Source organism: Mesorhizobium sp. B283B1A, assembly GCF_020165735.1.
Classification (GTDB): Bacteria; Pseudomonadota; Alphaproteobacteria; order Rhizobiales; family Rhizobiaceae; genus Mesorhizobium; species Mesorhizobium opportunistum.
Genome location: NZ_JAIUIQ010000002.1, coordinates 106,492 through 121,023, shown reverse-complemented (window position 1 = coordinate 121,023; position 14,532 = coordinate 106,492). Strand labels below are relative to the sequence as shown.

At 64.9% G+C, this 14,532-nt stretch carries 15 protein-coding genes and 1 pseudogene; 8 read left to right on the top strand and 8 right to left on the bottom strand.

Annotated elements, in window-relative coordinates; translation table 11 throughout:
• Positions 1 to 79 precede the first annotated feature (79 nt).
• From LB577_RS01970 to LB577_RS01955, 4 genes are all read right to left on the bottom strand, one after another.
• Positions 80 to 994, bottom strand: a complete 915-nt coding sequence (locus tag LB577_RS01970) for a sugar phosphate isomerase/epimerase family protein (protein ID WP_224685332.1) — start codon at positions 992 to 994, stop codon at positions 80 to 82.
• A gap of 14 nt (positions 995 to 1,008) precedes the next feature.
• Positions 1,009 to 2,544 (bottom strand): mannitol dehydrogenase family protein, encoded by a 1,536-nt coding sequence (locus LB577_RS01965; RefSeq protein ID WP_224685331.1) that lies wholly within the window; start codon positions 2,542 to 2,544, stop codon positions 1,009 to 1,011.
• Positions 2,541 to 3,323 carry an SDR family oxidoreductase gene (locus LB577_RS01960; protein WP_224685330.1) on the bottom strand — a complete coding sequence of 261 codons (783 nt, stop codon included), beginning with the start codon at positions 3,321 to 3,323 and terminating at the stop codon, positions 2,541 to 2,543. Before LB577_RS01960 ends, LB577_RS01965 begins: the two co-directional genes overlap by 4 nt.
• Before the next feature lie 78 nt (positions 3,324 to 3,401).
• Positions 3,402 to 4,289, bottom strand: a complete 888-nt coding sequence (locus LB577_RS01955; RefSeq protein ID WP_224685329.1) for a MurR/RpiR family transcriptional regulator — start codon at positions 4,287 to 4,289, stop codon at positions 3,402 to 3,404.
• Between the two features lie 347 nt (positions 4,290 to 4,636).
• Between LB577_RS01955 and LB577_RS01950 the strand changes: the two genes are divergently transcribed.
• A complete protein-coding gene (locus tag LB577_RS01950; RefSeq protein ID WP_224685328.1) occupies positions 4,637 to 5,824 on the top strand; it encodes a Gfo/Idh/MocA family protein in 1,188 nt (395 codons plus the stop codon).
• Positions 5,825 to 6,010: 186 nt separating this feature from the next.
• Here LB577_RS01950 and LB577_RS01945 read toward each other — a convergent pair whose 3' ends face one another.
• The gene (locus tag LB577_RS01945) at positions 6,011 to 6,481 is read right to left on the bottom strand and encodes an NUDIX domain-containing protein (protein ID WP_224685327.1); all 471 of its coding nucleotides are present in this window, start codon (positions 6,479 to 6,481) and stop codon (positions 6,011 to 6,013) included.
• A gap of 182 nt (positions 6,482 to 6,663) precedes the next feature.
• Here LB577_RS01945 and LB577_RS01940 point away from each other — a divergent pair, with 182 nt between their 5' ends.
• Positions 6,664 to 7,197 (top strand): sterol desaturase family protein, encoded by a 534-nt coding sequence (locus tag LB577_RS01940; RefSeq protein ID WP_224685326.1) that lies wholly within the window; start codon positions 6,664 to 6,666, stop codon positions 7,195 to 7,197.
• A gap of 118 nt (positions 7,198 to 7,315) precedes the next feature.
• Entirely contained in the window at positions 7,316 to 7,648 is a 333-nt protein-coding gene (locus LB577_RS01935) for an excalibur calcium-binding domain-containing protein (protein WP_224685448.1), read from the top strand.
• Positions 7,649 to 7,651: 3 nt separating this feature from the next.
• On the opposite strand, the gene dinB is transcribed toward LB577_RS01935, so the two are convergent.
• Positions 7,652 to 8,899, bottom strand: coding sequence for a DNA polymerase IV (gene dinB, locus LB577_RS01930; RefSeq protein WP_224685325.1), 1,248 nt, complete (start codon positions 8,897 to 8,899; stop codon positions 7,652 to 7,654).
• A gap of 148 nt (positions 8,900 to 9,047) precedes the next feature.
• The gene (locus LB577_RS01925; protein ID WP_224685324.1) at positions 9,048 to 9,464 is read right to left on the bottom strand and encodes a winged helix-turn-helix transcriptional regulator; all 417 of its coding nucleotides are present in this window, start codon (positions 9,462 to 9,464) and stop codon (positions 9,048 to 9,050) included.
• A 137-nt stretch (positions 9,465 to 9,601) separates the two neighbouring features.
• On the opposite strand from LB577_RS01925, the gene LB577_RS01920 reads away from it, so the two are divergent.
• From LB577_RS01920 to LB577_RS01900, 5 genes are all read left to right on the top strand, one after another.
• The gene (locus LB577_RS01920; protein ID WP_224685323.1) at positions 9,602 to 10,189 is read left to right on the top strand and encodes a dihydrofolate reductase family protein; all 588 of its coding nucleotides are present in this window, start codon (positions 9,602 to 9,604) and stop codon (positions 10,187 to 10,189) included.
• Positions 10,190 to 10,300: 111 nt separating this feature from the next.
• The gene (locus tag LB577_RS01915; RefSeq protein ID WP_224685322.1) at positions 10,301 to 11,182 is read left to right on the top strand and encodes an SDR family oxidoreductase; all 882 of its coding nucleotides are present in this window, start codon (positions 10,301 to 10,303) and stop codon (positions 11,180 to 11,182) included.
• 108 nt (positions 11,183 to 11,290) lie between these two features.
• Complete coding sequence (locus tag LB577_RS01910; protein ID WP_224685321.1) at positions 11,291 to 12,232, top strand: alpha/beta hydrolase; 942 nt, start codon at positions 11,291 to 11,293, stop codon at positions 12,230 to 12,232.
• Positions 12,233 to 12,234: 2 nt separating this feature from the next.
• Positions 12,235 to 12,765 (top strand): dihydrofolate reductase family protein, encoded by a 531-nt coding sequence (locus tag LB577_RS01905; protein WP_224685320.1) that lies wholly within the window; start codon positions 12,235 to 12,237, stop codon positions 12,763 to 12,765.
• 109 nt (positions 12,766 to 12,874) lie between these two features.
• On the top strand, positions 12,875 to 13,693 hold the full coding sequence (locus LB577_RS01900; protein WP_224685319.1) for a sigma-70 family RNA polymerase sigma factor: 819 nt from the start codon (positions 12,875 to 12,877) through the stop codon (positions 13,691 to 13,693).
• A gap of 16 nt (positions 13,694 to 13,709) precedes the next feature.
• Here the strand turns inward: LB577_RS01900 and LB577_RS01895 are convergent.
• Positions 13,710 to 14,422 (bottom strand): annotated as a pseudogene (locus LB577_RS01895) (alpha/beta fold hydrolase).
• Positions 14,423 to 14,532 lie beyond the last annotated feature (110 nt).

The window sequence follows — 14,532 nt, the reverse complement described above, 5'->3', positions numbered from 1 at the left end:
CCTCCACATTGTTTTTCAGTTCCAGTTCAATCCGTTGAAGCACGCCGCTGACAAAGTGAGTCATGCGGAGCACTCCAATTCACTTGACGAAAGGACGCAGCACGTCGCGGGCGAGCAGAAAGCCCCGCTTCACCTGGTCGTCGCTGCCTTCAAATCGCCTGTCCTCATGTTCGATGATGACGGATCCGTCATAGCCGGCGCGGTAGAGGCCGGAGAAGAAGCCGCTCCAGTCGACATCGCCCAGCCCCGGCATGCGCGGCACCTGCCAGCCTATGCCGGCGGAGAGAATTCCGCGCTCGTACAAACCCTCACGATCAATCATCAGGTCCTTGGCGTGGACATGCAGCATGTAGGGGCCGAATTCCCTGATGAAGCGGGCCTGGTCGATCATCTGCCAGACCAGATGCGAGGGGTCGAAATTCATGCCGACCTCGCCGCCCCAGGCTTCCAGGATGCGGCGCCAGACCTGTGGCGAATAGGCGATGTTGTGCCCGCCCGGCCATTCGTCATAGCTGAAGATCATCGGGCAGTTCTCGAAGGCAAGCTTGACGCCATGGCCGCGTGCAAACGCGACGATTTCGGGCCAGACTTTCAGCGCATCCTGCCAGTTGACGTCGACGGTCTTCGAGGCATCGCCGCCGCAGAAGGTGTTGACCACGGGAACGCCCATATTGGCGGCCAGCACGATCACCTTCTTGAGATGGCCTATGACCGCCTCGCGATGCGCGGCATCCGGATGCAGCGGGTTGGGATAGTAGCCGAGGCCGGAGACCGTGAGGTTCCTTTCGGCCAGCGAGGCGACGATCTCCTTGGCCTGCGCGGGCGAGGTGGAAGACGCGTCGATATGGCTGGTGCCGGCATAGCGGCGGGTCGCGCCGGACGTTTTCGGCCAGCAGGCGATTTCCAGCGCCTCGAAGCCGGCCTGATTTGCCCAGCCGGCGACCTCGCCGAGCGGCGTCTCCGCGAACGGTGCGGTGAGCAGTCCAAGTTTCATAGTGCCTCCCAACCCTATAATGCCGATTGTTTGGATCGCTTCAACCTCGCGACCTCATCTTGTTCAAGACTGTGCCTGACAGCGGCCATCGGATCGTCCGAAAGCAGATCATCAAGCGCTGACGTGACGGCCGCGCGAAACGTCTCGTTCGCGGCAAGGCCGGGGGCAAAAATCGTGTCGATGGCCAGAATGCCTGAAGCCAGCGCTGGTGCATCTCGGCCGGCCGTGTCGGCGATCCCAGCGACCTTGCCGGCATAGGGGTCCGACACCGGCCAGCGTTTGCCGAACCGGGTTGAGGCCTGGATCAGATAAGCCATCCAGCCGGCGACCGGCACCGACAGCAGGCCGATGCCGGCGCCCTGGCGCAAGCGGTCACGGATCGGGTTGAGCAGGCGCTGGACGATTTTCTGCGAGCCATCGGTGGCGATCTGGTGGTTGCGGTGGCGGATCGCGGTGTTCTGCAGTCGGCCGAGACTTTGCTCGACATAGGCGAGGGGCAGGACGCCGGGCACCGGCGTCAACGTCGGCAGCGTTTCTTGCACCAGCATGCGCCGCACAAAACCGGCGAGCAGCGGGTCGGCGACGGCATCGAATGTGTGTTCCAGCCCGGCCAGCACGCCGAGAGTGGCGAGCGTCGTCTGGGCGCCGTTCAGCACCCGCATCTTGAGATGCTCGAAGGGCGTGACATCGTCGACGAAGGTGGCGCCGACCAGGTCCCAGCGCGGCACGCGGCCGGCGAATTTTTGTTCGATCACCCATTGCCGAAATGGCTCGCCGACCGCGACCGCGCCGTCGCGGTAGCCGAACCATTGCTCGACGCTGTCGAGGTCAGGCTGCGTCACCGCCGGCGCGATGCGGTCGACCATGGCGCAGGGGAAGGCGGCGTTGGCCGTTATCCAGTCGGCCAGCCCTTTGCCGCGCCGCTCGGCGAAAGTCCGCACGACCTTTTCCAGGATGACGCCGTTGGTCGGGATGTTGTCGCAAGACAGCAGCGTCAGCGACCGGCCGTGGGTCGCCCGGCGTAACTCAAGCGTCCGTGCGATGATGCCGGGCACGCTCCTCGGTGTCTCGGGGTTGGCAAGGTCATGAACGATGTCGGGATGGCCGAGATCGAGTTCGCCGCTCGACGGAATGTGGCAGTAGCCCTTTTCGGTCACCGTCATGGTCACCAGATCGATGTCGGGCGAGGCGAGCACGTCGAGCGCCGGTTCGGCACTTTCCTGGCTGTCGACCACCTTGACGATGCTGCCGATGACGCGCGCCTCGACATGGCTATTCTCGCGGATCAGCCTTGTGTAGAGGCCGCTCTGCTGGCCGAGCGTGTCGGCGAGGCTGGGCGGGCGGATGTTGATACCGACCACGCCCCAGCGGTCGAACTGCAGCGACAGCAGGTCATCGGTATATTCGGCCTGGTGGCAGCGGTGGAACGCACCGACACCGAGATGCGCCATCCCCGGAGCGAGGGCCGCGCGGTCATAGGCCGGTGTCTGGACCGACACAGGCAAGCGGTCGAGCAGCGCCGGACCCAATGTCTCGGGTGAAGCGTTCACCGGTTGGCCCCGATCACGGACTGTTCCTGGTCGATCACGGCGCCGGTCATCGGTCCGGCCGCGTCGGACAGCAGGAAAACGGCGAGGTTGGCGATGTCGTTCGGCGTCAACAGCCTGCCGAAAGGCTGTGCGGCGTTGGCGGCGTCGAGCCAGCCGGGGCCGTTGCCCAAAATTTCGGATTGCATGACGCATTCGGCCGGCGTGTCGGTCCAGCCGACATTGATGCCGTTGACGCGGATGCGGTCGAAACGGTGGGCGTTGGCGGCGTTCTTGGTCAGCGTCGCCAGCGCGCCCTTGGTGGCGGAATAGACCGCGAGCTCGGGCGAGCCGCAATGGGCGTTGATCGAGAGAATATTGACGATCGAGCCACCTTGGCCGCGTTTCTTCATGTCGGCGATGGCAGCCTGCATCAGAAAGAATGGTGCCCGCGCGTTGACGGCGAACAGCGAGGCCCAGTCGTCGAGGCTGGCATCGAGGAAAGAGGCACGGTCCGTCAGGCCGGCGGCGTTGACCAGGCCATCGATGCGGCCGAAGCGCTCGATGCAGGCTTGCGCCAGAAGGGCGGGGGTTGCCGGGTCTCCGAGGTCTGCGGCGACGAAGATGGTCGGCGTGCCGGTGGCCGACAGTTCCGCCGCCACGGCGTCGCCGCGTTTGCCATCGCGCCCGGTGATCAGCAGCCCGCCGGCGCCGGCGCGCGCCAGCGCCTGAGCGATCGCACGGCCGATGCCTTGCGTCGCGCCGGTGACCAGCACGACCTTGCCTTGAAGATGAAGCTCCATTCCTCCTCCCGGAACAAAGTTTCTATTTTCTGAAATATGGAACGGCAATTCCCGATAGTCAATTGTGCCAGCGGAGCCTCATGTGCCGCGGCGCGCGGCGACCCCTTGGACCAGTGCCATGCCGACCGCCAATGAGGCCGCCAGCGAGCGAAAGCCGGCGAAGTCGGATTCCACCACTTCCAGCCAGCTGTCCGACAGCCGGATCAACGGGCTGAAGGTGCTGTCGGTGATGGTGACGATGCGGGCCTTGCGCTCATGCGCCACCGCGACGAGGTCCGGGGTGATCGAATTGTAGGGGCTGAAGGAGACGGCCAGCACCGCGTCGCGCGCGCCGATGCAGCCGACCTGGTCGAGTGCCGAGGAGCCGACATTGTCGACCAGCACATTGCGCACACCCTGTTGCGACAAGGTCAGCGACAGATAGGTGGTGACAGGGAAGGCGCGCTTGGAGCCGATGACGTAGATGAGGTCGGCACCAGCCAGCAGCGCTACCATCTTTTCGAAGCTCTCGACGTCGAAGCCGGCCTCGACGCGGCCAAGCGAGGCCTGCGAGGCGCCTACCATGCCATGCAGGAAATGCAGATTGGCATTGGCCTCCGTCTTTTCCTGGCCACGCCCTTCCGGCCATGATCCCTTGACGTGGTCCTTGAACAGGCCCTGGAAATCGGAAAAGCCGGAATAACCGAAGATCTGGGCAAAACGCACCAGCGTCGAGGGCTGCACGCCTGCCTGGGCGGCCACCTGCGCGATGGTGCCGAGCGCGACGTCGCTCGGGTGCTGCCACAGGAAGATTGCCACCTGGCGCAGCCGTTTGGGAAAATGCACCGTGCCCGACGACAGCACCGCGCGCAGTTCCTCATAGGTCCGCGGCTGGATGTAGCCCAGTGCTGCCAGCGAGCGCCCGCGCTTGCGCGTCGCCGCCTCGTCGGCAATGGACCGTCCCGATGATTTGCGCGCCCCGCCCATGTTTTCAGGCTAGCGCGATACGATCGTTTTACAATATGGAAATTGGAAATGGCGTTCGACGGTGAGTTGTGGTTTTGACGAGTGATGCCGACGGTCAAAGGTGGCGCTCTACGAGACCCCCCTCTGTCCTGCCGGACATCTCCCCCTCAAGTGGGGAGATTGGACGTCATCTCTGCTTTCGCCAATCGCCAGCGTTGCAAGAAAGGCGCCGCAGTCGACGCTGCCAATCTCCCCCTGGAGGGGGAGATGTCCGGCAGGACAGAGGGGGGCGCCATAGAACTCGACGGTGGGTGCTGGCTCGATATCGGGCCTCAGCCCTTGAATCAGTCTGCTCGGAGGAGATAGACATGGTCTACGCAACATCAGACGGGTCGGCGGGCAAGCGCCTGAGGGTCGGCATGGTCGGCGGCGGCCGCAATGCCTTCATCGGCGCGGTGCACCGGCTCGCCATGCGCCTCGACGACCAGATCGCGCTGGTCGCCGGCGCGCTGTCTTCCGATCCGGAGAACGCCGCCGCCTCGGCCGCCGAGATCGGCATCGCGCCGGAGCGCAGCTATGCCGACTACCATGCCATGGCCAAGGCCGAGGCGGCGCGGCCGGATGGCATAGAGGCCGTCGTCATCGTCACGCCCAACCATCTGCACGCGCCGATTGCCACCGCCTTCCTCGAAGCCGGCATCGACGTGATCTGCGACAAGCCGCTATCGACGACGCTTGATGACGCCGAGGCGCTGGTGGCCTTGGCGAAGGCGAAGAAGCGCCGCTTCGTCGTCACGCTCAACAATACCGGCTACGCCATGGTGCGCCAGGCGCGCGAGATGGTGGCGGCGGGCGAGCTTGGCCGAATCGTGTCGGTGCACGGCGCCTATATCCAGGACTGGCTGACGAAGCCGATTGACGCCGAGGGCCAGAAGCAGGCGGAATGGCGCACCGATCCGGCGCGGGCAGGGCAGTCGGCGGTGCTGGCGGACATCGGCGTGCATGCCTTCAATCTGGCGAGCTATATCTCGGGTTGCGAGGCCGAGACGGTGTCGGCCGATCTGTTCACCGCCGTGCCCGGGCGCCGGCTCGACGACAATGCGCATGTGCTGGTGCGCTGGACCGGCGGGGCGCGCGGCACGATCCTGGCCAGCCAGACGTCACCAGGCCACTACAATGACCTCACCGTGCGCATCTATGGCGACAGAGCCGGGCTCGAATGGTCTGGAAGCCGGCCGGAGGAATTGCGCTTCTCCAGATATGGCGAGGAAACCCGGACGCTGGTGCGCGGCGGCCATGGCTCGACCGAGGAAAGCCGGCGCGTTTCGCGCATGCCGGCGGCGCACCCGGAAGGCTATATCGAGGCCTTCGCCAATTTCTACCGCGATGCCGCCGACATCCTCCGCGCGCATCGGTCGGGCGGGGTGGTCGATGCGGCACGCGCGGCGCAGGTGCCTGACGTGGTCGATGGCGCCCGCGGGGTGAAGTTCGTCGCTGCGGCGGTGGAGTCCAATGCGGCGGGTGGAGCGTGGACGGCGGCGCGGTTCGAGGAATGACAGTCGATCTTCCCCCTTGATGGGGAGATGCCCGGGCGGGGCAGAGGGGGCGCGAAGGAACGCCAGCCTTTCGGCATGGTCCGCTTTTACGCCAATCCCAACGGACACGGCTGATTTGGCCGAGAGGTTGGCGGGACAGCGCCCCCCCCTCTAGCCTGCCGGCCATCTCCCCCACAAGGAGGGAGATCACCAGATTCCCAGCCGCTCGGCCAGATCCGATAGCATCGGACGCTGCCCGACAAGCATCTTGACCTCGGCCTCAGGCAGGCTGAACCAGCCCGCTCTGTCGACCTCCGGGAATTCCTTCATCGATCCCGACCGCGGCGGCCATTCCATGGTGAAGCTGTTGCTCTTGATGGCGGCCACGTCGATCTCCGCCCTGGCCTCCACCGACCAGGCGCTGACGATCTTGCCGCCCGGCTGCTTGTAGTCACCGAGGCGCTCGAAAGCGCCATCGACCTTGATGCCGATCTCTTCCTCGGTCTCGCGTTGTGCCGCCACAAGCTCGTCCTCATTCTCGTCGACAAGGCCTTTCGGGATCGACCAGGCCCCTTCGTCCTTCTTCGCCCAGAACGGGCCGCCGGGATGAACCAGCAGCACGCTGATGTCGCCATCGCTTCTACGATAGATCAGCAGGCCGGCACTGCGTTTTGCCATTTTGCGTGTCCATTCGTGGCGCTGATACGAGGTGGCCAATTGCCGGCCGATCATGGATACCAACCCTTGCATCGGCAAATTGCGACGCTATGTCAAACACGCCCGCATTGCACCTCATGTGCGGGTCCGGCAATGTGAGGTATCACTTTGGGGCGGCGTCGAAGGTCAGGTAAGGCGTCCGAATGCAACTGGGTCTGATCGGCTACTACAGCGACTTCGTGGTCTATCCGCTGGTGATCGCCATATTGGGAATAGCCGGGTTGATCGAGGCCGGCGAGGAGAGTGCGCCGGAGTGGATCGGTACGGTCATCTTTTGTCTCGGCCTGTGGACGCTGATCGAATACGTCCTGCACCGCTTTGTCCTTCATCACATTCCCTACATCAGGGACCTGCACGACCGTCATCATGTCGAGGAGCGCAGTTCGGTGGGTACGCCGACCTGGCTCAGTCTGGGTGTGCATGCGCTGGTCGCCTTCCTGCCGGTGTGGATGGCCTTCGGTTTCACGACCGCGAGCGCGGTCAGTTGCGGCCTGATGCTGGGCTATCTCTGGTACATCAGCGTCCACCACATGATCCATCATTGGCATCCCAGACATCCCAGTTATCTCTACACGCTCAAGCGCCGCCACGCAGTGCATCATCACATCGACGATACCGCCAATTTCGGCGTGACGTCGATATTCTGGGATCGGGTTTTCGGCACGGCGCAGCTCTGAGGGTCCGGGCGTATCTGGATCCCGGCAGGTCCGGCATCATTGTCATGGCGGCCGGCCCGAGATAGCCTGCCCCGAGATAGCCTGCATTGATGTGCTGGGACCGGAGGGCGTGACGGGAATGCTTCTGCCGTTCTTGTATTGGCCTGCATCTCATCGCCTTGGCAGGCTGAAATGGGTTGCTCTTTTCGCGCCGTTCATCCTGTCGTCCGGCTACATCGCCTATGGCTTTGTCGGCATCCAGATCGACTCACCGCTCTCCGCCCTCAGGCACTTTGCCGCGTTCCCGAACTGTGCAGCGGCTCGCGCCGTCGGTCTTGCCCCCGCGCGCAGTGGGCAGCCCGGATATTGGCCGACGCATGATGCCGACAAGGACGGCATCGCTTGCGAGAATTGGCACGGGGAAAGCGCCAGCGGCGTCAAGGTGCATCGCTATTGGCGCAGCGGCAGGTAGTTCTCACAGTTCCTTTTCCGCCAGCTCCCTGAATTCGTCGGGCACCGAGCGCGCCGCTTCGAGCGCCACCGTGCCGTAGCCGACGGCCTGTTTGCCGAAGCGCTCGCGGATATTGTCGATGGCGCGGTCGGCGCCGAAGCGCGCCAGACCTTTTGCCGTGCCCGGCCGGTGCTTTTCGTCGGCAAGGCCGAGCGGCAGTTCGAGCTGCAGCTCGGCACTTTCCCAGAGATGCGAGACCGAGATCGCCAGCAGCGAGATCGTTCTTTCATGCGGATTGTCGGCGAGCACGCCGCGCACCAGATCGCCTGCGATTTCGGCCAGCATCGTGGTCGCCGAGATCGGCTGGTCGAGCGTGATCGAGCGGGTGACGGCGCTGAGATCGGCAAAGCGCACACGCACGGTCACCGTGCGGCCGGGCCGCGCCTTGGCGCGCAGCCGGCTGGCGACGCGGTCGGCCAGATGCAGCAAGGTGGGCACGATGACCTGCGCCACCGCTGGCTTGCGGCCAAGTGCCGACTGGGCGCCGGCCGAGTGCGCCCGGCGCTTCGTCTCCAGCTTCCTCGGGTCGCGGTTCCACGACAAAGCCGAGAGCTTTTCGCCGGCGGCGGGACCGAGCAGCCGCGTCAGCGCGCCGCTGTGCGTCCTGGCCAGCTGGCCTATGGTCTCGATGCCGATTTCGGCCAGCCGCGCCCTTGTCGCCGGGCCGACACCCCACATCAGGCCGACCGGCAGATCGCGCAGGAAGGAAAGCTCGGTGCCGGGATCGACCACCACCAGCCCGTCGGGCTTGGCGACCTGCGAGGCGATCTTGGCCAGATGCTTGGTGCGCGCGACGCCGATCGAGATCGGCAGACCGAGTTCGGCCCGCACACGGCGGCGGATGGTTGCGGCGATCTCTTGCGGTGAGCCGAACAGGTGCGTGCAGCCGGCGACATCGGCGAAGGCCTCGTCGATGGAGATGCGCTCGACCAGCGGCGTAAAATCGTCGAGCACCTTGATCGCCGCGTCGCCAAGCCGCTGGTAGTGGCTGAAATTGCCGCCGACGAAGATCAGCTGCGGGCAGAGCTCGCGCGCCTTGCGCCCCGGCATGCCGCCGCGCACGCCGAAGGCACGCGCCTCATAGGAGGCGGCGAGCACGACACCGCCGCCGACCGCGATCGGCTTGCCGCGTAGCGACGGGTCGAGCAACTGCTCGACCGAGGCATAGAAGGCATCGAGATCGGCATGCAGGATGGTGGCTGTCGTTTCCATCCCGACCGCTCATCCGCAGTTGCTGATAGATGCGAACACATAGAGAACAAATCATGTACGACTGTCAAGCCGTGGCGTAGCTTAATCAACATCCCTGGGCGCAGCCGAGGCTGGCAATTCATTTGCCATGGGAAGACTGCGTATCCGCCTAAACGATATGCTCCACCCGCAGCGCCGCCTTCATCCGTTCCACCGCCGGCTCGCCGCCATCCGCCAACTCGTTGGCGATGCGGGCGAGATGATCGTCGGCCTTGCGGTGCTTGCTGCCCCAGGCGCCGAGCGTGGCCAGCACCGGCAAAAGATCGATGCCGGCCTCGGTCAGCCGGTAGATCGCCTTCAGCCCATGGCTCGGGTCGTCGCTGCGGGTGAGGATGCCTTCCTCCTGCAGCGTCTGCAACCGCTCGGCCAGCGTGCGTGAGGAGATGCCTTCGTCGGATTGCAGGAACTCGCGAAAGTGCTTTTTCCTGGCGAAGATCAGATCGCGGATGATGAGCAGCGTCCAGCGGTCGCCGAGCAGTTCCAGCGACAGGTTGATCGGGCACCCGGATCTTTCACGCGTCGACATCTCTATGGTTCCATTTTTAAATCACTTTACTATTGACATCATTTTTCTCGAACGTCAATAGTTCCAAATGTAAACCAATCAATGCCGAAGGCTGGCCGAGCACGCGGCGGCCGCGATCGGCACAACCGGAGACGATGATGAAAAAGCTGATCCTTCAGATGCAAATCTCGGTCGATGGTTTTGTCGGCGCCAATGCGGATCATCGCTGGCAACTCTGGGAGTGGGGCGACGACAATGGCTGGGACGAGGAGCTGAAGCGCGATTTCAACACCGTCTTTGCCGGTATCGACACCATCCTGCTCAGCCGCAAGATGGCCGAGGAGGGCTATCTCACCCATTGGGGCAATGCGGCGAAGAAACATCCGGCCGATCCGTTCTACGCCTTCGCCCAGCGTATCGTCGAGGGGCGCAAGGTGGTGCCCACCGACAGGCTGAAAACCTCGCGGTGGGAGCGCACGACGGTGGTGAGCGGCGACCTGCCGCGCGAAGTCAAGGCGCTGAAGGCGGGCGAGGGCGCCGACATCGCCGTCTTCGGGGGCGCCGGCTTCGCCTCCGCGCTGATCGCTGCGGGACTGGTCGACGAGCTCCAGCTGTTCGTCAATCCGGCGGCGCTGGGCGCCGGCCGCCGCATCTTCGACCAGGGCGGCTTCCGGAACCTTCGGCTGCTCGGCTCGAAGGCCTATGCCTGCGGCATGGTGGTCAACCGCTATGCCCCGGGCGGCTGAGCCTCGCATCGATAAAAAGACGTTTGGGCAGAATCCTTTGCCCTGGTCTCTTCGTCTTCAAGCTGCGGTTGCCGGGATGGCAGCAGCGGCAATCAAGACGGAGAAAAGCTGATGATCCTGGTGACGGGTGCCACGGGCCTGAACGGAAAAGCGATCGTGCGCGAGTTCGCGCGGCAGAAGCATGTGGTGCGGGCGCTGGTCCGCGATCGGAACCGGGCATCGGCTTCAGGACTGGGCGATCTGGCCGGCGTCGACCTGGTCGAGGGCGACATGCGCCGGGCGGAAACGCTTGGCGCTGCGCTCGACGGCGTCGATCGCGTGCTGATGATTTCGACCGCGGGCGACGACATGACCGAGACGCAGTGTCGTTTCATCGATGCCTGCAGAACGGCCGGCGTCGGGCATGTGGTGAAGTTCTCCGGCAGGGAGTCCAACATCGGCTACGACGCGACGAAGTTCCGGTTCACGCGCATGCATGAGGAGGTCGAGCGCTATCTTGAAGCGGTCGGCATGGCGTGGACGCATCTGCGCCCGAGCCAGTTCATGCAAGTCTATCTGCGCGACGCACCGACGATCGCCGCCGAGGGCGCCTTCTATCTCGCGCTCGGCGACACCGAGCTGTCGCCGGTCGACGTCGAGGACATCGCCAAAGTGGCCTTCCGGCTGCTGCGCGATGGCGGCCATGCAGGCGAGAGCCTCGACATGACCGGACCCGAGGCGCTGACCATGACCGACATCGCCGCGCGAATATCGCAGGCGACCGGCAAGCCGGTCCGCTATGTCGACGTGAGCCCGGAACAGCGGCGGCGCAACCTGCTGGCCGCCGGCATTCCGGCCGGTTTCGCCGACGCGCTGGACGAGCAACTGGCCGAGCGGCGGCGGCGGCCGAAATCGCGGGTGCACCTGGCGACGCATGAGATGTTCGGCGTCAAGCCGACGCCGTTCGTAGAGTTCGCCCGGCGCCACGCGGCGGCGTTTGGCGGCGTGGCCTGAGCGCGCTCCCAAAAAAGCGAGCGCTGCGACGTATCCTTTTTGGCCGCTCGTCCGTCCTTGGCTTTGGAAAGATCGCGGGACCCGCGATCCATAACCCCGGAGGCTATCATGGCGAGCACTGAGAGTGAGGCAAACAGGAACCATTATGCGGCGTTCGTCGCCAATGCCGGCAAGCTGACCAGCCCGCAGGCGATCATCGATTTCAACGACACTCACTGGCCGGCGCTGACCGGCGAACCGGGCGGCGTCGACTATATCGAGGTGGATGCCGGCGGCGTGCCGGCGCTATGGATCGTGCCGAAGGGTGCCGACGCGGAGCGGGCGCTGTTTTACGCGCATGGCGGCGGCTTCGTCGGCGGCTCGATCTACACGCATCGCAAGCTGGTCGGCCATCTCGCCAAGGCGGTCGGCTGCCGAGCGCTGGTCTACGATTATCCGTTGGCACACCAGGCGAAGCATCCGGCTCAGCTCGAAGCAGCGATGACTGCCTGGAACTGGCTCACCGACGAGGGCTTCGACCCCGGACGGATCGTCATCGCCGGCGATTCCTGCGGCGCGGTGCTGACCTATGGCGTCCTGCAGCGGCTGCGTGCGCAGGGGAGGCCGCTGCCCGTCGCCACCCTGATCATCTCCGGCTGGTTCGACATGGCGCTGACCGCCGCCAGCTACGAGACCAACCGCGACAAGGACCCCGCCTTCGCCAAGGCCGGCGTCGACTGGCTGGTGGCCAATTTCATCGGCGATGCCGACCGGCGCGATCCCGAGGTCAGCCCGCTCTATGCCGATCTCTCCGGCTTTCCGCCTGTCTACCTGCAGGCCGGCGCCGACGAGACGCTGGTCGATGAGAGCCGCATGTTCGCCGAGCGTGCCGGCCAGGCCGGCGTCGAGACGCGGCTCGATGTCTTTGACGACATGCTGCACTCGTTCCAGATGATGGCGGGCCGGGCGCCCGAAGCCGATGATGCGATCGCCCGCCTCGCTGCCTGGGTGCGGCCAAAGCTTGGGCTGCCGGATGCCGGTGATGTTGCCGCCGGCGCGAAGGCGGCCTGATCATGCGCCGGCTGATCGTGTCCAGCTTCGTCTCGCTGGACGGTGTCATCGAAGGGCCGATGGGGTGGGCGTCGCCCTTCTTCGACGAGCAGAACCAGGCGCATGCCTTGCGGGCATTGTCCGGCGTCGAGTTCTTCCTGCTCGGCCGCGTCACTTACGAGATGTTCTCAGCGCGCTGGCCCGATCTCAAGGGTCCGTATATGGACCGCATCAACGGCCTGAAGAAGCTGGTCGCGTCGAAGACGCTGAAGTCGGTGGGGTGGAACGCCACGCTGCTTGAGGGCGACGTCGCGCAGGCGCTCGCCGCGCTCAAGCGGCAACCGGGCGGCGACATCCTGAAATATGGGGTGTCGCAGCTCGACCAAACACTGGTTTCCGCCGGGCTGGTCGATGAGTATCATCTGTCGATCGTGCCAACCCGCGTCGGGCACGGCAAGCGCGCCTTCGACGATGTCGGGTCCATCGACCTCGATCTCGTCGGCACGCACCGTTTCGACAATGGCGTGGTGACCCTGACCTATGTGCCGCGATGAACCAGCAGATCCGCAGATCTCGTGATACCGCGCAGGGGATGAGGCCAAGGCTCGATCCGAAGGCCTGTTCGACCTGCGCTATGCCGCCTTCCTGGAGACGGTCTCGCATTTGCGCGTCCGTCTGCACCGCTACTGCGCGCGCATGACCGGCTCGGCGCTCGATGGCGAGGACGTCATGCAGGAGGCGCTGTTCGAGGCCTGTCGCAAGATCGAGTTGCTCGACGACACGCTGGCGTGGCGGCCGTGGCTGTTCCGCATCGCCCATAACAGGTGCATCGATTTCATCAGGGGCCGCCGCGCGCGGCAGCGAGCCGAGGCCGGCTATGCCGGCGACGATATCGTGTTGCCGGTCGAGCCTGCCGGGCAGGGCGCCGGCCGCGCCATCGAGCGGCTGGTCGTGCACCTGCCGCCGAAGGAGCGGGCCTGCGTGCTGCTCAAGGATGTCTTCGACCATTCGCTGGAGGAGATCGCCGAGCTCGTTGGTTCGACGACAGGCGGCGTCAAATCGGCGCTGAACCGCGGCCGCGCCAAGCTCGCTGCCTTGCCGGCGCAACCGGTGGCGATACCCGCGCACGGCCCCGAACTGGCGCGGCTGCTCGGCCGCTATGTCGAACTCTTCAATGCCAGGGACTGGGACGGGGTGCGGGCGCTGACCAGCGCCGATGCGCGCCTGCGGGTCTCGGATTGCTACAACGGCCTGCTCTCCGACTCGCCCTATTTCGTCGAGTATGAGCGCGCGGAACTTCCCTGGCGCATGCGGCAGGGCGCGATCCGCGCCGAGATCGTGCTGGTCGTCGACAGGCTGTATGGCGATGTCTGGCGGCCTGCCCATCTGGTGCGGATCCATGCCGCCGGCGGAGTGATCGACCGCATCGCCGATTATTATGCGTGTCCGTGGATCCTGGAGATGGTGTTCGAGGACGGGTGACGGATTTGTCTGACTCCTATTTCACCAAGTCTGCGGCGGCCAGAATGACATCGGCCACTTCGCGCGGTTTGGAGAGCATGGGAACGTGGCTGGTCGCAAGCTCGGTCACCTCAGCGCCAATCGCCTTGGCCATCGCAGCTTCAGCAACCGGCGGTATCATGCGGTCTTGGCTGGCGACAATGTAGAAGCTCGGCTTGCTCTCGTAGGCGGCGGCAGCGAGCTTCTCGTCGAAAATACCGGCAAAGGGCGGACCTTGCGTGGCTGCGATCAGCTGATTTCCTGCGGTGGCAGGTCCTGCGCGAAATATTTGGCGACGCCTTCGGCGCTTAGCCTGACATAGCCGCCGCTGTCGGGTTGCAGGGCGCTTGCCCAGGGTAGCGGCGGCTGACCCTTGCCAAGATCGTTCACAGACAAGCCCTTTGGCGGTGCGAAAGCGGCGACGTAGACCAGCGCCTTGACCTTGTCGTCCACGCCCGCCTGACTGATGACGACACCGCCCCAGGAATGGCCGACGAGGATGACTGGCCCCGGCTGGGCATCGATGACGCGCCTGGTTGCGTCGACATCAGCGGCAAGCGAGCTCAGCGGATTTTGCACCGCCACTACATTGAGCCCCTTGGCCTCCAGCAAGGGGATGACCTTGCTCCAGCTCGAGCCGTCGGCAAAGGCGCCATGCACCAGTACGACGGTTTTCTTCGGCCCGCCGGCGGCCGAAGCCGGCGCGGCCATCGCCATGAGGACGGCGGTTCCCGAAATAAGAAAATGCGACAACGACATCGAATGGCTTCCCTTTTGTCATGACAGCCGCATTGCCGGGAACAACCCCTCGGCTTGGTTCA